Source organism: Symmachiella macrocystis, from assembly GCF_007860075.1.
GTDB classification, from domain to species: Bacteria; Planctomycetota; Planctomycetia; order Planctomycetales; family Planctomycetaceae; genus Symmachiella; species Symmachiella macrocystis.
This window is the reverse complement of sequence record NZ_SJPP01000001.1, coordinates 2,525,690-2,543,883: the sequence shown is the minus strand read 5'-3', so window position 1 is coordinate 2,543,883 and position 18,194 is coordinate 2,525,690. Positions and strand designations below refer to the sequence as shown.

At 54.0% G+C, this 18,194-nt stretch carries 15 protein-coding genes and 1 tRNA gene; 9 read left to right on the top strand and 7 right to left on the bottom strand.

Features of this window, described 5'->3' with window-relative positions:
* Positions 1-271 precede the first annotated feature (271 nt).
* From CA54_RS09840 to CA54_RS09825, 4 genes are all read left to right on the top strand, one after another.
* A complete protein-coding gene (locus tag CA54_RS09840) occupies positions 272-2,878 on the top strand; it encodes a PSD1 and planctomycete cytochrome C domain-containing protein (protein ID WP_146370603.1) in 2,607 nt (868 codons plus the stop codon).
* A gap of 2 nt (positions 2,879-2,880) precedes the next feature.
* Positions 2,881-4,332 carry a DUF1501 domain-containing protein gene (locus CA54_RS09835; protein ID WP_146370602.1) on the top strand — a complete coding sequence of 484 codons (1,452 nt, stop codon included), beginning with the start codon at positions 2,881-2,883 and terminating at the stop codon, positions 4,330-4,332.
* Positions 4,333-4,716: 384 nt separating this feature from the next.
* Positions 4,717-4,929: a hypothetical protein gene (locus CA54_RS09830; RefSeq protein WP_146370601.1), complete on the top strand. Its 213-nt coding sequence runs from the start codon at positions 4,717-4,719 to the stop codon at positions 4,927-4,929.
* A 474-nt stretch (positions 4,930-5,403) separates the two neighbouring features.
* Positions 5,404-5,577 carry a Lacal_2735 family protein gene (locus tag CA54_RS09825; RefSeq protein ID WP_146370600.1) on the top strand — a complete coding sequence of 58 codons (174 nt, stop codon included), beginning with the start codon at positions 5,404-5,406 and terminating at the stop codon, positions 5,575-5,577.
* A gap of 11 nt (positions 5,578-5,588) precedes the next feature.
* Here CA54_RS09825 and CA54_RS09820 read toward each other — a convergent pair whose 3' ends face one another.
* The 6 genes from CA54_RS09820 to CA54_RS09795 all read right to left on the bottom strand — a co-directional run bounded on the left by CA54_RS09820 (position 5,589) and on the right by CA54_RS09795 (position 12,045).
* The gene (locus CA54_RS09820; RefSeq protein WP_146370599.1) at positions 5,589-5,987 is read right to left on the bottom strand and encodes a DUF2177 family protein; all 399 of its coding nucleotides are present in this window, start codon (positions 5,985-5,987) and stop codon (positions 5,589-5,591) included.
* 404 nt (positions 5,988-6,391) lie between these two features.
* Positions 6,392-6,988 (bottom strand): SOUL family heme-binding protein, encoded by a 597-nt coding sequence (locus tag CA54_RS09815; protein WP_146370598.1) that lies wholly within the window; start codon positions 6,986-6,988, stop codon positions 6,392-6,394.
* Between the two features lie 132 nt (positions 6,989-7,120).
* On the bottom strand, positions 7,121-8,284 hold the full coding sequence (locus tag CA54_RS09810) for a fasciclin domain-containing protein (protein ID WP_146370597.1): 1,164 nt from the start codon (positions 8,282-8,284) through the stop codon (positions 7,121-7,123).
* Positions 8,285-8,485: 201 nt separating this feature from the next.
* Positions 8,486-8,941: an SRPBCC family protein gene (locus CA54_RS09805; protein WP_146370596.1), complete on the bottom strand. Its 456-nt coding sequence runs from the start codon at positions 8,939-8,941 to the stop codon at positions 8,486-8,488.
* 2,064 nt (positions 8,942-11,005) lie between these two features.
* A tRNA-Leu gene (locus CA54_RS09800) sits at positions 11,006-11,090 on the bottom strand.
* 457 nt (positions 11,091-11,547) lie between these two features.
* Positions 11,548-12,045 (bottom strand): DinB family protein, encoded by a 498-nt coding sequence (locus CA54_RS09795; RefSeq protein WP_146370595.1) that lies wholly within the window; start codon positions 12,043-12,045, stop codon positions 11,548-11,550.
* Positions 12,046-12,243: 198 nt separating this feature from the next.
* Here CA54_RS09795 and CA54_RS09790 point away from each other — a divergent pair, with 198 nt between their 5' ends.
* The 3 genes from CA54_RS09790 to CA54_RS09780 all read left to right on the top strand — a co-directional run bounded on the left by CA54_RS09790 (position 12,244) and on the right by CA54_RS09780 (position 13,539).
* A complete protein-coding gene (locus CA54_RS09790; RefSeq protein WP_146370594.1) occupies positions 12,244-12,678 on the top strand; it encodes a hypothetical protein in 435 nt (144 codons plus the stop codon).
* Between the two features lie 61 nt (positions 12,679-12,739).
* A complete protein-coding gene (locus CA54_RS09785; protein WP_146370593.1) occupies positions 12,740-13,171 on the top strand; it encodes an SRPBCC family protein in 432 nt (143 codons plus the stop codon).
* Positions 13,172-13,182: 11 nt separating this feature from the next.
* Positions 13,183-13,539: an ArsR/SmtB family transcription factor gene (locus tag CA54_RS09780; protein ID WP_146370592.1), complete on the top strand. Its 357-nt coding sequence runs from the start codon at positions 13,183-13,185 to the stop codon at positions 13,537-13,539.
* Positions 13,540-13,674: 135 nt separating this feature from the next.
* Here the strand turns inward: CA54_RS09780 and CA54_RS09775 are convergent, their stop codons facing one another.
* The gene (locus tag CA54_RS09775; RefSeq protein WP_197532340.1) at positions 13,675-15,630 is read right to left on the bottom strand and encodes a S1 family peptidase; all 1,956 of its coding nucleotides are present in this window, start codon (positions 15,628-15,630) and stop codon (positions 13,675-13,677) included.
* Positions 15,631-16,280: 650 nt separating this feature from the next.
* Between CA54_RS09775 and CA54_RS09770 the strand changes: the two genes are divergently transcribed.
* Together CA54_RS09770 and arsC are read left to right on the top strand one after the other, a co-directional pair.
* Entirely contained in the window at positions 16,281-17,603 is a 1,323-nt protein-coding gene (locus tag CA54_RS09770) for a calcium-binding protein (RefSeq protein ID WP_146370590.1), read from the top strand.
* A gap of 202 nt (positions 17,604-17,805) precedes the next feature.
* Positions 17,806-18,192, top strand: coding sequence for an arsenate reductase (glutaredoxin) (gene arsC, locus CA54_RS09765; RefSeq protein ID WP_390816736.1), 387 nt, complete (start codon positions 17,806-17,808; stop codon positions 18,190-18,192).
* The last annotated feature ends 2 nt before the right edge of the window (positions 18,193-18,194 follow it).

Sequence of the window (18,194 nt, the reverse complement as noted above, 5' to 3'; positions counted from 1 at the left end):
GTCCTCCCCTATTCCCGTTGAATACTTTGCACTTAAAGAATTTTGAGTGAAGGGGCACTTTCTGTGGTGCGAAAACCCTCACCCCGGCCCTCCCCCTGAGGGAGAGGGAGACATATTACTGGGCTGCTACGTTGGCAAAATTGGGATGTCCATTCGATAAGAACTACCCACAGACCGGCCGATGGCGTATAATCGAGGTGGCTGTAGACCCGTTCTGAGCCACCCCCACCCCTGAATCCCTCCTAACTGTTTTTCCCGCCTGAAGTGAACAATGCGAAGACTCTCTTACGCGATATTGATCTGTCTGTGCGGACCGCTCACGATCTGTGCGGAGGAACCGCCGGCCAAGATCACTGCGGAACAGGAAAAGTTCTTCGAAACGAAGATCCGCCCCGTGCTCGTGCAGTCGTGCTACGAATGCCATTCGGCCAAAAAACAACAGTTCGGATTGCGCGTCGACAGTCGAAAATTTTTGGTAGACGGAGGCGACGGCGGCTCCGCACTCACACCGGGCAAGGTGGACGAAAGCCGGTTGTGGGAAGTGCTGCAACATGATCCCGACGACACACAGATGCCCCCTGACAGCAAATTGCCCGACGATGTGTTGGCCAATTTCAAGGCTTGGATTGAGATGGGCGCACCGTGGCCGGCCTCGGATGTTCCGGCTGAAGCCGCTGATGATGTGCATTCCAATTGGCGCGACCATTGGGCTTATCAGCCCATCAAGCGCCCGGCTGTTCCGAGTCCCGATAACGATGCCTGGAGCCTGACCGAAATCGACCGATTCATCGCCGCCAAACTTGCTACGGCCGGACTTGCCCCCTCACAGCCGGCCGACAAAGAGTCGCAGCTGCGTCGATTAAAATATGACCTGCTCGGCCTGCCCGCTGAATACGAAGAGGTCCAGCGATTCGTCAACAACAATTCACCAACGGCCTATGACGAGTTGGTCGACGAGTATCTGGCGTTGCCGCAATTCGGCGAACGTTGGGGACGGCATTGGCTGGATGTTTCGCGGTATGCGGACACGAAAGGCTATGTCTTTCAAGAGGATCGCAACTATCCGGATGCTTGGCGGTATCGCGAATGGGTAATCGGCGCGCTCAACCAAAATTTGCCATACAACGAATTCGTGATCAAGCAAATCGCCGCCGACCTTGTCTCGGACGACCCGGCCGATTTGCATGCAATGGGATTTTTGACTTTGGGTCGGCGATTTTTGAACAATCGCCACGACATCATCGACGACCGCATCGATGTCGTCACACGCGGGTTGATGGGACTGACCGTGACCTGCGCTCGTTGCCACGACCACAAGTTCGACCCGATTCCTGCAGCGGATTATTATTCGCTCTACGGCGTGTTCAACAGTTGCGATGAACCGAAGAACGAACCCTCAACGTTGCGGTTGGTGGATAAAGAAAAACCAGCCGACCCTGTGATTTTTCTCCGCGGCAAACCAGGGAACAACGGCCCCAAGGTTCCGCGGCAGTTCTTGCAAGTCGTGCACCGCGAAGAACGACAACCGTTTCAAAAGGGAAGCGGGCGATTGGAAATGGCGCAGGCGATCGTCGCAGCCGACAATCCACTCACCGCTCGCGTCTGGGCCAATCGTGTCTGGGGACATTTGATCGGCAACGGACTGGTGCGTACACCGAGTGATTTCGGCGTCCGCGCCGATCCGCCCACACATCCGGAATTGTTGGATTATTTGGCCGGCACGCTGATCGACAACAGCTGGTCGACAAAACAACTGATTCGCGCGATTGTCAAATCACAAACGTATCGTCAACGCAGCGATGCCACGCTCGAGATCATTGAGAGCGATCCGGAAAACGAATTGTTGACACACATGAACCGCCGCCGCCGAGATTTTGAGGGGCTGCGCGACGCGGTGTTAGCTGCCTCTGGCGAATTGGACCCCACCCTCGGTGGCAAGTCCGTGAAAATCACCGAACAACCCTTTCCGAAACGGCGAACGGTGTATGCCTTTGTCGATCGCCAAAATCTGCCGGGACTGTTCCGCGCGTTCGACTTTGCTGGTCCCGATACGCATTCCCCCAAACGCTACGAAACCGATGTTCCACAACAAGCGCTGTTTCTGATGAACAGCCCGTTTGTTTTGGAACAAGCGACGCAGTTGGTGGAATCAATCGCCCTCGATGACCCAGCAGAGAAGGTACGGCGGATTTATCAACAAGTCCTGGCTCGACAACCGACGGACAGCGAAATCGAATTGGCTGTGCGTTACGTCACCGGAGCGGTAGCGGATGATGATCCTGTGCAACCCAATCCATGGAGTTATGGCTACGGTGACCTTGATCCCGAAGCGGGGAAACTGAAGGCATTCACCCCCCTGCCCCACTTCACCGGCAAGGCGTGGCAGGGAGGCGCGAAGCTGCCCGATGACACGTTGAGCTGGACGATGCTCAATCCCAAGGGAGGGCACCCAGGTAAAAATTTGCAGCAAGTGACCGTGCGGCGGTGGACCGCTCCGGCCGATGGTCGCATCTCCGTCCGCGGGAAACTGAAACACCCCAGAAAAGAGGGCGACGGCGTGCGAGGCCGCATCTTGGTCGCCGGCGTTCAGCAGGGCGAAGCCTGGCACGTCCACAACGCCGAAAAGAAAACACCGCTCAAAGACATTCCCGTCAAAGCAGGCGAGACGGTCGAATTTGTGACCGACATGTGGGAAACGTTGAGTCACGATGGTTTCGAGTGGCCGGTCACGATCACGTTGCAACCGATGGCGGATGACTCTGCAGTCAAATATGGTGCGGAGGCGCAATTCGCCGGCCCGCCCCCCAGTCCGCTCACCGCATGGGCGCAATTCGCGCAGATTTTATTGCTTTCCAACGAGTTCCAGTTCGTGGATTGAACATGACTATCGATCAAGCACACAGTCCTGAACCTGTCGTCGACCGCCGTGACATGCTCCGCCGTTGCGGCATGGGTATGGGGGGATTGATGTTTTCGCAATTGCTGGCCGAAAGCGGTTCGGTACAGAAGACGCTCCAAGCGGCGACGTCCAATCCGCTCTCGCCCAAAATGCCGCAGTTTCCCGCTCGCGCGAAACATGTGATTCACCTGTTCATGAATGGCGGCCCCAGCCACGTCGATACATTCGATCCCAAGCCGAAGCTCGACGAATTTCATGGCAAAAAGTTGCCCATCGAAAACCTACGGACCGAACGCCCCACCGGAGCCGCCTTCAAGTCGCCCTTCAAGTTCCAGCAATACGGCGAAAGCGGCATCCCGGTCAGCGAACTGTTCAAACATACCGCCGAGTCAATCGACGAAATCGCCGTCATCCGCTCGATGCATGCCGATGCGCCAAATCATGAGCCGTCACTGTTGCTGATGAACTGCGGCGAAGCACGGCAAATCCGCCCCAGCATGGGATCCTGGCTGACCTACGGCATGGGAACGGACAACCAAAACCTGCCCGCATTTGTCGTGATGTGCCCGGGCGGATATCCGATTCAGGAATCCCAAAACTGGCAAGCCGGTTTTTTGCCGGGGATCTATCAAGGAACATACATCGATACCAAACACAAAGAGATCAACAAGCTGATCGCCAACGTCGAGAACAATCGGTTGGGCAAATCACAGCAGCGCAAACAACTCGACCTGCTGCAACAGATGAACGAAAAACATCTGCAGGAGCGGGGCCACGACCCCAAGTTGGAAGCGCGCATCCAGGCATACGAACTCGCCTACCGCATGCAAATCGAAGCCGCCGATGTCTTCGACGTCAGCAGTGAACCGAAACACATCCTCGACATGTACGGACCCGGCGTTCAAGCGCGACAGATTTTGATCGCCCGCCGCTTGGTGGAACGGGGCGTGCGGTTCGTGCAGGTCTGGCACGGTGCCGGCCAACCGTGGGACAACCACGACGATATCGAAGTCAATCACCGTCGCCTCGCCGGTCAATGCGATCAAGCCATCGGCGCACTGCTCAAGGATTTGAAGCAGCGGGGCCTGCTTGAAGAGACGCTCGTCATTTGGGGCGGAGAGTTCGGCCGCACACCGGTCGTCGAGTTGCCCAAAAAAGGTTCCAACGCCGGCAAGATCAACGGCCGCGACCACAACCACTGGGGCTTTACGACCTGGATGGCGGGCGGCGGCGTTCGCGGTGGTTACGTGCATGGTGCGACGGACGAATTCGGCTTCCGCGCCGTCGAGGACAAAGTCCACGTCCACGACCTGCATGCTACGATCATGAAGCTGATGGGGTTCGATCACGAAACGTTCACCTACCGTTACGCCGGTCGCGATTTCCGGTTCACGGACGTGCACGGCCGCGTTGTGAATGAACTGATCGCCTAACAGGGCAATTCGTTCCGTCACTCATCCGGTGCATAGCATTCCAACCCAGCTTGAGTTGGCGCGCCTTTCAGGTCAGACCCAAAGGAAAACTGTTCCACACTTCATGCTGGCAGGGAGCTGCTTTCGTCGGAGCCGGTTGTCGGTCGCTCGCCCCTGCGACAAACGACGGCCCGTGCAGAGGTTGGCAACTCCGGAAAATGCCGGTCTGGGTGGGGTTCGAGCGCGCCTTGCGCCGCCGTCTCGATATGCACTGGACTCAAAGGCTGAGTGTGCGAGTCTTTGAGCGGTTCTTTGACTTGTCGTTCATCGCTTGAGTTCTAGACTTCCTAAGAACCTCCCGACGTTGGATCGGGCACACGACAAACTCTGTTGGAGAGAATGATCATGGCAAACCAGACAGACACACGGACATGGCCTGAGTTAGCGACGAGCTTGTATGACAATTTGACGGGGCGCGATGCGGAAATTAGTTATGAGTTCGACAATTTCGAGGTCAATATCCCCAGCTCGACGGCTCCTGAGTCGGAACACGCACTCTGGAAAATGAACGGCACACTCCGTATTTCAACGCGTCAAGGTGAGTCGTCGGAGGCTTAAACGTGACGGACCTATCGCAATGCCAACTTCATGGCTTCTTACAATGCGAGCTTGACGGCAGCGGTTTTTCGATTTCCTGCACGGGTCGTTCGATCGTTGTTGACGTTTCCAAAATGGCAACTGGGTTGAAGCTCTTGCAACTCGGTTTGCCACCGGGATCGTACCTCAGAGCGGTTCGCAGGCTCAAGAAGCTGCTGGATGCCACATGCATGAATTTGGAGTTCCGTCTTCACGAAAAATCAATGGGTACAGTCGGACATGATCAGGGATCAGCTTGGGGGAGATTGTTCGGCTTACCCGCATTAAGTCTGGGTCTGGTGTCAATTGCCGCTGCATGTGTACGGGAATCGAGAAAGTAATTCATTCAATTAAAATGTGGACTTTTCGCTGACTGCGATTTCTGGTGACTAAAACCTCGCTGGTCATACAATACAGATCTCAAAGTCATCAGTATCTAAAATTTGGAGTATAATCATGTTTGGCCTATTCGCAAATAAAAAAAGCAAACTCGAAGCCAAGTACGCCAAGTTGCTCGAGGAGGCACATCGCTTATCTCACTCCAGCCGCATTCAAAGTGATCTCAAGACGGCTGAAGCAGAAGAGGTTTTAAAAGCAATCAAAGAGTTAGAGGCAAGCGAAGCAAAATAAACTCACTAGCTTCACTGCAACCACTTGCCAGCCAGGTAGCCCAGATAGCTGACTGACGTTGCCAAAACCCCGCCCCATATCATATCCACAACCGTCACAATCCACGGCCAATTCTTAACTGTGGCCAAATTGGTTAGGTCATAAGTTGCGTACGTGATTACGCCGTACAAACAACCCAAAATGAGTACCTTTTTCGTTGAGCTAGCATCTAGACTCGGGACGATGACGAAGATCAACAGCCCAAAAACAAACAAGAGATAGAACACGATGGCGGCCGGCCAATTGGGATTGTCCTTGAGCATGAATCCCAAATGTTTCTGGTAAAACCCACGCGCGATCAAGACCAACCAGACCATGTCGATCACGAAAAAGCACAGGAGAGTGCAGCAGTACAACTTGAGATAATACATGATCATTTCTTCCTCGAGTATCAGCTGAGTTTCGTGGAATTTGAAAATGTTGCATCAGTCGCTAAGTCAGACATCTGCATTGAGAACTGCGAAATCAAAGCAGTCTGCCGCAAATTCGATCAAGTGCTTCAAAAAGTTTACTTGCCCTAGGTCGAATCTGACCAGCGGCGGCCTGACGCTCTAATCTCAAACGCCGCCGAGCTTCCTCAAATTGTTCGGGCGTCGGGATATAGCCAGTCAGCCGATTGTGACGTGCGTCATTGCACATCGCGATGTTTAACTTGCTTCCCATGGCTGCAAACCTTTCTTCACTTCTAGGCGGTTCTCGGGATTGCCAGTCTAGCGGTCCAACTTCATCGCCAAGCAAATATTATTTCCCGAAAGCTGGGCAGAGATAAGTCACGTTATTGCAACCGGATCAAAATCTCATTGCGCCGCAATGGGCCAGGTGTCCAAGGGGGATCATATCCGGCAAGCTCAGGCGCGCCCTCTGCGACGAAGCCGCGGCTGTCCATCCACTGTTGCAGGTCCTTTTTTGCCTTTGCTACCGTTTCACTATTCATTCGACCGGCGAATCGCACGACAGCGAATTTTCCCCCAGCGCGTTTTTCGATTTCGACCTCTTCATCAGAGGGTTCCGGTACGCGTACTTCACTGACGTCCTTCGGCAGCACGAATCCCATTTGACCTGGGCTATCGGCGTTTTGTGATTCCATGAACACGGGCGTCGTCATTGCAACTTTTTGATCATTATCGTTGGCACCGCTGATGTACTGAAACAGTCGCATGAAACTACCATCGTCGTCTTCCGGTTGAACTTTCATGTTGGTTGTTGCCAGCATCAAGTCCGGATAGCTGCGTGTTTCGAATGAACCGTCGACTTCAATCACGGTGTACTTCGCTGTCTCGTAAGCGCTTCTGGCCGTCAACCGCCAGCCAAAATAGGCGACAGTGACCAAGAACGTGGTGAGACAGGCATAGATGACTTTTTTCCAGGACATCGTTTTAACTTTGCTTCTTCTGAATTTTGAATTCGAGCCGGCTAAGAAAACTGCTAGACAATGCGTGACTCAAAAAGCCAGCCCCCATTCCAAATAGAGTGGAGGCTGGCTACGCACGTTGAATGATGATGTTTATCGGACTTGGCTGTAGGCGACATCCAGAGCGCGACGCATGGTCCAGGCCTGGGTTTCGGAACTGTACGTCCGTTCCGCCATGTTGATCGCGGTCTCCAGCCTGTGTGCGGTCGAAGCACACATCCCGTGATTTTCCATCGCCAGGATTTTCTTAGCTGTCCTCATGTAAACTTGTGCGCACTCACTGGCATGTCCGGAGTTGTAAAGCGGCGCACCTTGGCCGATGGCCCGCTCGATCATCTTTCGAGGATGCACGGCCGACTGCTTAGCGGGAGGCAGCAGCACTGAGTCGATCACATGAATCACCCCATTACTGGCATCGATGTCAGTCGCAACCAGCTTGGCTTCATTCACCATGGCTGCTTGACCATGCATCGCGATTGAAACCGCGTCGCCTTGAAGCGTGTTTGCTTTGCCGGCGGCGAGCGCGTCTGACGAATAAACCCGCCCCTTCACCACGTGATACTTTAAAATGGCAGCCAACTTGGCTTTGTTTTCAGGTTTGAGCAGACTCTCGACGGTTCCGGCGGGGAGCTTGGCGAAGGCTTCGTCCGTAGGAGCGAACACAGTCAATGGTCCCGCACTCGAAAGAGCTTCGACAAGTCCAGCAGCCTTAGCAGCTGCGACCAGCGTACTGAAGTTGCAGGCCTTAACTGCGGTAGTAGGAATATCGTCCGTCGCTGGCAGAATGACCTGATCAATGACGTGAATGATACCGTTGCTGCAACGGATGTCGGTTTTCACGACGTTTGCATCATCTACCTTCACGTTGCCATCGGCCACAGCGATGTCGACCTGCTGACCGTTCAGCGTTTTCGCGCCGTTGAGTTTGACAACTTTCGCCGCGGGGACAATTCCCTTAGTCACGTGATAGGTCAAAATGCTGACCAGTTGATCTTTGTTTTCGGGCTTGAGAAGTGTTTCGACCGTTCCCTTGGGCAACTTCGAGAAGGCCGCATCAGTCGGGGCGAAAACTGTGAACGGCCCCTCAGATTTCAACGCCTCTACCAAATCAGCCGCTTGCAGGGCCGCAGCAAGTGTCTTGAATGATCCCGCTCTCACCGCTGTATCCACAATATCCTTTTCCTGCCCAACAGCCGGGCTGCATATAACGGTGACTGCGAACAGAGCCGACGCCAACATCGTGGTTCTTTTAAACATGCGACTAATTCCCTAACTTCTTTTTGTTTCTGGAGTTAAATACCGTAAACCGAGGGTTGATTGACTGAAACCTGTCATGAACGCTGGCCAAATTCGTTCAAAACGTTCAGTGAATTGAAGACGTACGCTCCAACATGGCAATCCCCCAATGGGGCAAATAGTTGAAATCGCTTCAAGAACGTTGGCGCGTCGACCGCCAAGTCAGTCGCGGAGTTGCCGTCGCAAATACCAGCGCGTGGCGAATTTTCGATAGGCAAACATCAAATACAGATTCGGACGAGCGAACAAAATCCGCGTGACGATTCCCCAAAATCCCGATCGATGCTCGTATTCGATGTGTTCATTGATTGCCGTGACGTCATCCGTCACACGAGTGAAGGAGTGCGTATGACGCCATTGCGCAGCGGGCCCTTCCTCCTGAACGTCTGTGAAACCGTGCTCCGAAACGTCATAGTGCACAGCCTTCCAGCGTAGAGGCAGCGGCCCCACCCAGAGCGTAAATTTTGAAACCGATCCTTCCATCAACGGCTCGATTTGATGTAGCTGAACAATCGTGGGGGGAGGAGTGAGACGCTTGAGCGCCCGGGTATCGGAATGAAATTGCCGAACGGCTGTCAGCGGTGCCTGAACCTGGAAATTATAATCGAACACTGGCATCGAATATCTATCTACCCTCGAATTGGTGGGTGTGCGGACTCATAGAGATGTTGAGGGCGTTGTAGTCTAATTCGCATGTTCGCAAAACAAAATTGAATCACACCGGCGAACCGCATGGGCGATTTTTCCTGGAACAGAATTTGATTTCGCCGGGTGGGGCGATGTTTCCAGTCGGTTCGTGGAGTATTCCGTATGGGGGGGGCTTGAGTGCGACCATTGACTCGAAAACTGTCGTTAGCCAGATTGTTTACCCCAGTGAAACGGACGCTCATTTAATGGTCAGTGACGAATGCCGACTGGCCGCCTAGAAACACATCGCGGAAAAAAACGCATAAGCAGCGAACTTGAGCAGAAGTGCTTGCGCTCAGTGACTGGTCTAACGTGCTGCGTCAGTACAGCCAGGGCAGACCGAATAGAGAAGGCAGGGAGCCGTTTCATTTTCCAATAAATTGAGCCGGGCAGCCATTATCTCAAGTTCGACCCAATCCGTCGGTTCGACAAGACATTTCTTGCAACAGCTACACATCGTCAACTCGTCCGTCGTTCGCTTTGTGCTGGGCTCGAGTAGTGTAAATCTTGGTTGCAATTCGACTCGCAGCAGCACACTTCGATAATACAATGTGCCTTGCGGTTCGCATGAAATCGTCAGTTGCATTTGACGTTTCAGGTTCGGCGAGTCACACCGAATGGGAATGACCGATGATCGGCCCGTTAAGCGAATTCGCCGATGAATCTCCTGGTACAAACTTTGCGTAGTCGCATCCGCAAAGAACTCCCAGAGGCTGCGCCCTTGGACGGACTTCTCGGTTAACTCCGCGGCACCGTTTTCGCGTGCGAAGGCTAACCAAGCAGCGTCAACCCACACCAAGTCATCGCAAGCATCGACGCGATAGCAATAAGTCGAAAAGCTTGGATTAATAATCATTGCGTACATGCCTGAATATCAAGCGATCGTGACACGCTTCCTTGTAATTGTACCCTTGGCAATCTCTATGTGCGAGACCTTTATCAAATCGTCTCTCCGCACAGCGGCGCAGCGGCAAATGACAATCACCGCCAACGGGCCCCTCAGACCCAAAGTGCATGAATGTGAGGTTTTGTTGTGGTCCGAGGATCGGTCCTGCCTACAAAACTAATTGAGTTGCAGACACGCACTTCATGGACTCAGTTGGGCAAGCACGTATGCCTTGCCCCTTTCTAATTCGACACGCACCGGTCTCCGAGGAATACACAATGTCACGGAAACAACTAGCGAAGTGGCTTTACGTAGCCGCCGCTGGAGCTTCTTTTTTACTCTCCGTTTCTCTCTGGTTTAGCGGCAGTAAAGAACAGGGCGCGTTCGTAGGTTTATGGGTCCCTTCGATCCTCTCGTTTGGCACGCTGATGATGGGAGGCCGCCATGAGTGAAACAGCATTATTTATCTTGGGCTTCTTAGTTTTTGGTACCTCAATTGCCGCCACAATGATCCTGACGATCGGGGACTAGTTGACGCCTGCTGATTCGGGCCACTTAAGCCGTGATCAATTGTCGTACCCGGCTCAAAGATCTCTGGACACGAGCACATGAAAGAATTCAGTTGGCAGCATGCGGGACCTGGGTTCGCCTGGCATCTTCCGGTCTAATCCAAGCCATCGCCTTGCGGCATCCGAAGCTAATCCCGCGACCGGCGAAAGAAATCTTCAATGACTTAAATGTCGAGAGTGAGAACTTTCGGTTGCATGGCATGGGCCAAAACGCATCAACCAATTTCGCCCCAGACTGCCTGCAAGCTACGATCGACAATTCTCTAACTTCAGCATGATGTGTGCTTCAGACGGCCGGCCAACTGATGCGTAGCACTTGGGCACTCAAACCCGAACACGACCTCACAGTACTATGTGAGCTCCCCAGACGCGGTGCAGGCGGCGGCTCGTCGGAAAGTCGTCGGTGATACCAGCCAGGCGGAAGAGGGTTGAGCATGGTCGGGGCTGGTCAGTGGAATTTTGGTGCTGCGTGGAAATGCGAAGAGGCTGCAGAAACGGCGGGGACCGTTTTTGCAGCCTGTTTTGAGGGTTTCTGTGAAGTAGCCGAGGGGGGACTCGAACCCCCACGCCCTTTACGGACTCGGGATTTTAAGTCCCGTGCGTCTGCCAATTCCGCCACTCGGCCTCGTGTTTCATACCAACAGGTTACGTCATTTCTCGATGGGTTTCAAACTTGCGTCCCCGCCAATTCGAAATCAACTGGGTCGCTTCAGTACGTCCGGAACAAACAAACGGTCAGTTTGATTCATCCGAGTCCTTTCGGCCATGTTAATGTATCTCTGAGTCGTGGAAAAGGCAGAGTGCCTCATCTGGGCTTGCAGTTCGACTGCTGACAGGTTGGCCGCATTCTCGGTGGCAAATGCCCGCCGCTCATCGTGGAATCCGTACCGATGGCAAGAGGGAATGCACTCGCCGTGCCGTGGATCTTCGGTGCGTTTCAATGTATGACCCAGCAGGTGACGGCGGTGCTAACTTACTAGTGCACCGACTCACGATTAATAACAGGCGATCAGTGGCTGTATCAGCCCCAGAGGATGCATTCGGGACTGGCCGGCGCAAACGACCGGACTTCAATAGGCCCCTCACGCCATCAACGGCCCGCGTCCGGCGGCGCGGCGGGCATCTGCTACTTGGCCAGCGTGAAAACTGGAGTGAATCGACATCGCCCCGAAGCACGCTCCCACCGTCCCGAAAAACGGTCCAAATTCTTCTGGAGCGTGACTCGGTTTGTCGAGGTCCGCGTCAGTCAGCGTGCCGAGATGCGCCAGCGTCGCGGCGCGGATGGTTTCGAATTTGACCATCAATTCGTCCATCGTCGGATATTGGTCTGCATCAAGCGTGGGAGTGCTGCCCATCGCGAACAGTTCCTGCAACTCCGGGAAACGATTGGGCTGTCCCAAGATAAAGCCGTCCAGCAAATCGCTTTCGGCGCATGTGATATGCCCCAGAATCCAGAGCGGATGATTCCCGCCCGCTGAGGTTGGCTGCGTGAGCGGCGCATCGCTCATATCGCTAATCAGTCCCATCGCCCAGTTCTTGCTGTTTTCCAACGACATTTTGATGAATTCAATCGCGGTCATGTTCTGTCTCCTTGGTTTTTGAAATGGTTGCGAAGTCCCTGAGCCGCACTTGACGTGACTTATTTGTCACGTTACATTAAAATCACATGTTAACCGCTGTGCAGAATACGTCAAGTCAAAATTTTGCCTGCAACTTTCGTGAAGCCGCTCGTTCCTGCGAGAGCGGAGTTTCGACTTCTCCTCAGAATGACCACGATCATGAAAACCTCGCCTGTGAAATTGCTGCTCGGTACGATCGGTTATCTCTGCATCACCTTTCCGCTGGCCTATGTCTGGCATCTTGTTGCATTCAAGGCGACTTACGAACGGCTCCATTATTTCTCGCGCTCCGAACCGATCATCGCGTTTGGCTTTGCCGCTATTTTGTTGCAGGGAATATTGCTGTCTTGGATCTATCCACAACTTTGTCGCGGTACGACATTTTACGGAGGTGTGCTCAAGTTTGCCGGCATCATGGGGGGCTACCATTGGTCCATGCACGTCCTGGCGGCCGCTGCGAAACAAAATATTCAGCCGCTGGGCATGTGGTTTCTCATCGAATCGACTTACCTAGCGATTCAATTTTTCCTCGGCAGTCTGTGGCTCGCATGGATCTATCGCACCAATGCTGTCGAACTCGCAACCGGCGAATAAATGTGAATTCACAATTTCTGGAACGACTTGTTAAAAACGATAATGACAAAAGGAGAAAACCATGCCCGAAACGCAAGATCTCTCAGTCGATGTGATTCAAACCGTAGATATCAACGCCGCGATCGGGGATTCCTACCAAGCATTGATCCGTCGACTGACCGATGAAAACTCGACGCCCGACAACAAACCGTTGCCGATGGTGCTCGAACAATGGCCGGGCGGCCGCTGGTTTCGCGACTTGGGAAATGGCCAAGGGCATCTGTGGGGCTTTGTGCAGGTGATCAAGCCACCAACACTGATCGAAATTCATGGCCCGATGTTCATGTCCTATCCTGTCGCTGGGCACATCCAATTTCGACTGACACAAATTCCCGGCGGCACCGAATTGTATTTGCGGCATCGCGCACTGGGGCAGGTGGAAGAAGAGCACCGTGAAGGCGTGACGTATGGCTGGGAGTATTTTGCCAACACTGTCAAACAACTTGCGGAGTGAAATGATTTCTGATGGCGAAGAACCTGGACCACATTTGGAAAGCCTTGTCGGATCCCACGCGGCGGGAAATCCTTGACTTGCTACGAGACGGCCCTCGACAAACTACGGAAATCGTGGAAAAGTTTCCGCAGTTGTCCCGCTTCGGAGTCATGAAGCATCTCGACACGCTTCGTGAAGCGGGGTTGGTGCATACACGCAGTGAAGGCCGCCTTCGCATCAATTCGCTCAACGTGACCCCCATCCGGCATATCACAGAACGCTGGATCAGCAAGTACGAGGCGTCTTGGACCAACACGCTGTTGCGCGTTAAGGAGTCCGCCGAAGCCAGCGCATCGGAGAACTCGCAATCATCAACCAAACGCGCTTAAACTCAAATTACGGCACCTGCTACCGTGCTGCTGGCCTCACTCATAGAAAAACGGTCGCCTACCGGATTTTGTTTCGGCAGACGACCGTTAGAATTTCTATCGAGGATTTCCCGCGGCGATGTTTTGCGTCAGGCATCAATTGCCCGAATTGACAACGCCGGCCAGTTGGGCTTTACGGATGATGGAATTTCGTTCTTTCACGTATTCCTCGTGCCCCGGTTGGCGACGGATGGCTTCGTCGATGTCGGCCAGTGCCCCTTCGAACCACTTAATGTCCTTATTCATGGTGCCGAGGTCTTTCTTAACCGTCGCACGTAATGCCAGGAAATAAGCAGCATTTTTGCCTTCGAAGGCGACCTTCACAACGTCCTTGTCCTCAAGAACCGTGATGGCCTGCTTGAGGACTTCGGTGTTTTCGCGGAAGCGGGCGACGTTGATGCTCTGCCGTGCGAAGTCCAACAAAATCGGCAATGCACGAATGTTGAAGCTCTTCAAATGCAACTCATTCGCTTTGGAGTAGTAACTGAGACTGGCTTCGTAACATGCCGCCTGATCCTCGCGGGTGAGTTTGACGCGGGTGACGTACTCGTCGACCATTTTGGCACGAGTGAGATAAATCTCCCAATACCAAGGAGCCGTTTCTTCCGCTTTGGACATTGCGTCAAAACAGTCAGAGAATTCTCCCTGTTTGTGATGGGCACGTGCCTGACTCATCAGATCGATCGCGGACTGCAGTTTTGCCACTTGCGGATTTTGATTCTCGATAAAAATCGGCTCAGGCATTTCGGCTGGAGCATGGTTGATTTTGTCGGTTAACTGAAAATGTCCCAGCATGTCCCACAGAGCATCCACACGAATTCCATAGGCGACCTTGGTGCCGTCCTTGAGGTTCGTCACGGCATGATTGACGACCACCACGCGGCCGTTATCCAGAAAGATCGGCGAACCACTAAAGCCGGGATAGTTTGGACCAGAGTAGACCACGCGACGGCGGTTTTCCACACGTTGGTCTTCGGGGTGTCCATTCAGTTTTTCCAAACGGCTAACCGTCCCCGTGACGAACGTGGCTTGCGCGAACTGTCCACTGGCTGCTTGCGTGTTGTAGGCCGGATAGCCGTACATCCCAATTTCGGCACCGACGATGGACTTGGCTTGTTCCGGATCAGCCAGGATCACTTCGGCCGGCAGATCAGGACCAATTTTTTCCAATTGCAAAATCGCCAAGTCGGTTCCACGCGCATCCACCGATCCCACCTTGGGATCCTGGGATTTCATGACGGTCTGATTGTCTTGATGCATCGTGCGCAGCGTATCGGGGTGGAACCAGCGGCGCGTCACTTTGTACTCGGTGCGGGTTTCGTTCAGCACCACGGTTTCGGCAATATCCGCGACATGCGCGTTGGTGGCCAGCAGTCGGTGTTTTTTGGAAATGACGAAAGCTGTGCCGTGCGATTTGTTTTTGCTGTCTTTGACCAACAACACCGCTCGCTTGTAACGATCCACCGCGGCTTGAAAACCCTTGGTAGCGGGCAATTCCGGCGTGGTGATTTTTTTAGCGGTGACAGTCTTCTTCATCGAAGGCGATTTTGGATCGGCCTTCACCGGCGCTTCGTCCTCGGCCTCCGACTTGCGGAAGCGGACTTTCATCTCGGTCGAGAGTTTGGCGGTTTTGTCTTTCGAGGTGATCTTGCCGATCAGCAAGCCTTCGTCGTTGGAGGCAATTTTACCCTCGGCGATGATTGCTGTCCCTAAACCTTGGGGAAGTTCGACGTAGACCTCAAACGTGGCTCCCCTTTTGAGAGCTGCTGATTCGTCGCTGGTGAGCACCAATGACGATCCACGTACGGCCAAGATCGCGCCCTCTGCCAGATAGGGCGACTCAGCCGGTTTTTCTGTTACCGCCGGTTTCGCTGCTTCGACAGGTTCCGCCACTTCAACCGCTTCAGTAGCCGGCGCGGCTTGTGCTGCCTCGGCTTCGGTGTCAGTAGCTGCCGCGGACGGGGCCTCGTCTGCGACTCCTTGTTGCGGGACATGCGCCAGAAAGAGCGACGCGAACCAAGCGAATATCAGCAGGCTGCATTTTCGATGCATAATCATCCCCTGTTTGGAAGTTGAGATGGCCCAATTGTAGTCAACAGATCGTTTCGCTGTCGGCCCGCACGCACAATCATACACACTTTTAAGATGGAAAGTCGCCAAAAAAACCGGACATGAGAATCGAGTCGAATAGGATATTTCTTGCGAGTTTTTTGAATGACCGGATGACGAACCGTGAGCGGCCACCATCTCTAGCCGCCGATCGAAGTGCAAACCACGTACCAGTTGGATCAGCCAGACCGACAATTTTTGGTGCAAAGCATTACAGCGAATGAGCTTGTGGTATCGAGTGCCCTCTGGCCGTGCCGCGAGACCCCTACAGGCTCCTCTCAAAATCTAAGCAGCAAGCGGTGTAAATGCGGCAGTTGCCCCAGTCGCCTCAGGTTTCAGTGAATGACGCCGACAGGCCGGTTCCGTTCCTCACCACACTGATTTCGCCGTCCTTTTCTCCAGGCTGTTCCGGAATTTCCCCCGATTTCTCCGAAAAACGCATTTTTTATCCATTGCCGTGGCGTGCTGGAGCGCGAACTGGGCATTTCAGTGTAGAGCGGTAACAAATCGCTCACCGCAACGCTAAGCAACTTATCAAAACAAACCTTCCCCCCCCTCAACCCACCGCACACAAACACAGAAGGAACTTAGTCATGGCTCTCTCCCCCAACCGTAACATGAAGTTTGAAGCTCTCGAAGATCGCCGCGTGATGACCGCCAATGTCGACATCGACTTGGACGACGGCATCCTGACGATCGAAGGCACCGACGAAAACGACATCGTCGAAATCACCTACGAATACGACGACGGCCAGATCGATGAAGTCGTCGTCACCGTCTACGACGAAGATGGCGACGTGATCAAAGACAAAGACTACGACGTTGAAGATGTCAATTGGATCGTGGCCGACTTGGGCGACGGAAACGACAGCATCGTCAACAACACCGACATCAACATGAATGCCAACGGCGGAGCGGGCAACGACACGCTCGTCGGTGGTTCGCAAGCCGACAACCTGTTCGGCGGCGACGGCAACGATGTCTTAAGCGGCAACGACGGGAACGACTACCTAAACGGCCAAGCCGGTAACGACACGATTCATGGCGGCAACGGCAACGACCAACTTTACGGCGAAGCAGGCAATGACGTGCTCTCCGGCGAAGACGGAAACGACAATCTCCGCGGCGGGGACGGCAACGACATGATGTATGGCCAAGCGGGCAATGATACGATCCGCGGCGACGACGGGAATGACTACCTCAACGGCGGAGCGGGCAATGACTACATGTACGGCAATGACGGGAACGACCGGATGTTTGGCGGAGACGGCAACGATCGCATGTACGGCGGAATCGGCGGCGACCTGATGAACGGTCAGGATGGTTTCGATTCGCTGTATGGCGAAGCGGGCAGCGATTCGATGTACGGAGGCGATGACTACGACCGGCTCGACGGCGGAGCGGACCGCGACTTCATGTACGGCGAAGCCGGCAACGACGTGGTGCTGGGCGGAACCGGCAATGATTACATGCGTGGCGGAGACGGCAATGATTCCATCTGGGGCCAAGACGGGGCCGACAGCATCTACGGCGATAACGGGAACGACCAACTGGTCGGCAATGCAGGCGACGATTACATGCGGGGCGGAAACGGGAACGACCGCATGTGGGGCAGTAACGGTAACGATCGCATCTACGGTGATGCCGGCAACGATTACCTCTACGGAGGGAACGACAACGACTACATCAATGGCGGACTCGGAGCCGATCGCCTGTACGGGCAAAACGGTAACGACACACTAGATGGCGGGTACGACGCGAGCAACTACGACTGGCTGTACGGCGGAGCGGGTGCGGACAATCTGCGTCAAAACCTGAAGCGGATCAATCCCAACTCCTACTACTACATCTCGACGGCTTACCTGTCGGATTACAACGCCAGTGAAGACACGGTTTCCTATCGCTACTTTGGCTAGGAATCACAAAAGTGGGGTGGGGCGATGCCTCGTCGCGGTGCAAACCGCGGCGGGGCTTATTTATTTGCTGTATCGCTGAAAGAGCTTTGCCCTCCTGATTTTTTACAAAGCCGGTTTCAGCTATGATGGTCTCGCGTAACGGATCATAGCAGAACCTATGCGACGCCTAAAAAAACCATTGGATCATGCGATCACAAGCACGATGTACACACAGAACACTTCACCAACTAGCTACGACACGATGAAAATTTACCACAACCCCCGCTGTTCCAAGAGCCGACAAACGCTGCAGTTGATTCGCGATGCCGGCATCGAACCGGATGTCGTCGAATACCTCAAAACACCACCAACCACAGACGAGTTGGACGCGATCCTGAAGAAGCTAGGGATTGAGCCGAGCGCTTTGTTTCGGACTGGCGAGGCCATCTATAAGGAACTTGGCTTGAAGGGGCGTGAATTATCGCGTGAGGAAGCCATTGCGCTGCTGGTCGAGCATCCCCAACTGATCGAACGTCCCATCGTCGTCAAAGGCCGCCAAGCCATCTTAGGACGCCCACCGGAAAACGTGCAGGCATTGTTGCCGCAATGAGC

What these genes read in the sequence shown, in the direction of transcription:
- CA54_RS09780 (WP_146370592.1), top strand. Translation starts at nt 13,183, where the DNA reads ATGGCGAAGAACCTGGACCACATTTGGAAAGCCTTGTCGGATCCCACG.
- CA54_RS09825 (WP_146370600.1), top strand. Translation starts at nt 5,404, where the DNA reads ATGTTTGGCCTATTCGCAAATAAAAAAAGCAAACTCGAAGCCAAGTAC.
- CA54_RS09810 (WP_146370597.1), bottom strand. Translation starts at nt 8,284, where the DNA reads ATGTTTAAAAGAACCACGATGTTGGCGTCGGCTCTGTTCGCAGTCACC.
- CA54_RS09795 (WP_146370595.1), bottom strand. Translation starts at nt 12,045, where the DNA reads ATGACCGCGATTGAATTCATCAAAATGTCGTTGGAAAACAGCAAGAAC.
- CA54_RS09840 (WP_146370603.1), top strand. Translation starts at nt 272, where the DNA reads ATGCGAAGACTCTCTTACGCGATATTGATCTGTCTGTGCGGACCGCTC.
- CA54_RS09785 (WP_146370593.1), top strand. Translation starts at nt 12,740, where the DNA reads ATGCCCGAAACGCAAGATCTCTCAGTCGATGTGATTCAAACCGTAGAT.
- CA54_RS09770 (WP_146370590.1), top strand. Translation starts at nt 16,281, where the DNA reads ATGGCTCTCTCCCCCAACCGTAACATGAAGTTTGAAGCTCTCGAAGAT.
- CA54_RS09805 (WP_146370596.1), bottom strand. Translation starts at nt 8,941, where the DNA reads ATGCCAGTGTTCGATTATAATTTCCAGGTTCAGGCACCGCTGACAGCC.
- CA54_RS09835 (WP_146370602.1), top strand. Translation starts at nt 2,881, where the DNA reads ATGACTATCGATCAAGCACACAGTCCTGAACCTGTCGTCGACCGCCGT.
- CA54_RS09815 (WP_146370598.1), bottom strand. Translation starts at nt 6,988, where the DNA reads ATGTCCTGGAAAAAAGTCATCTATGCCTGTCTCACCACGTTCTTGGTC.
- CA54_RS09820 (WP_146370599.1), bottom strand. Translation starts at nt 5,987, where the DNA reads ATGTATTATCTCAAGTTGTACTGCTGCACTCTCCTGTGCTTTTTCGTG.
- arsC (WP_390816736.1), top strand. Translation starts at nt 17,806, where the DNA reads ATGTACACACAGAACACTTCACCAACTAGCTACGACACGATGAAAATT.
- CA54_RS09790 (WP_146370594.1), top strand. Translation starts at nt 12,244, where the DNA reads ATGAAAACCTCGCCTGTGAAATTGCTGCTCGGTACGATCGGTTATCTC.
- CA54_RS09775 (WP_197532340.1), bottom strand. Translation starts at nt 15,630, where the DNA reads ATGCATCGAAAATGCAGCCTGCTGATATTCGCTTGGTTCGCGTCGCTC.
- CA54_RS09830 (WP_146370601.1), top strand. Translation starts at nt 4,717, where the DNA reads ATGGCAAACCAGACAGACACACGGACATGGCCTGAGTTAGCGACGAGC.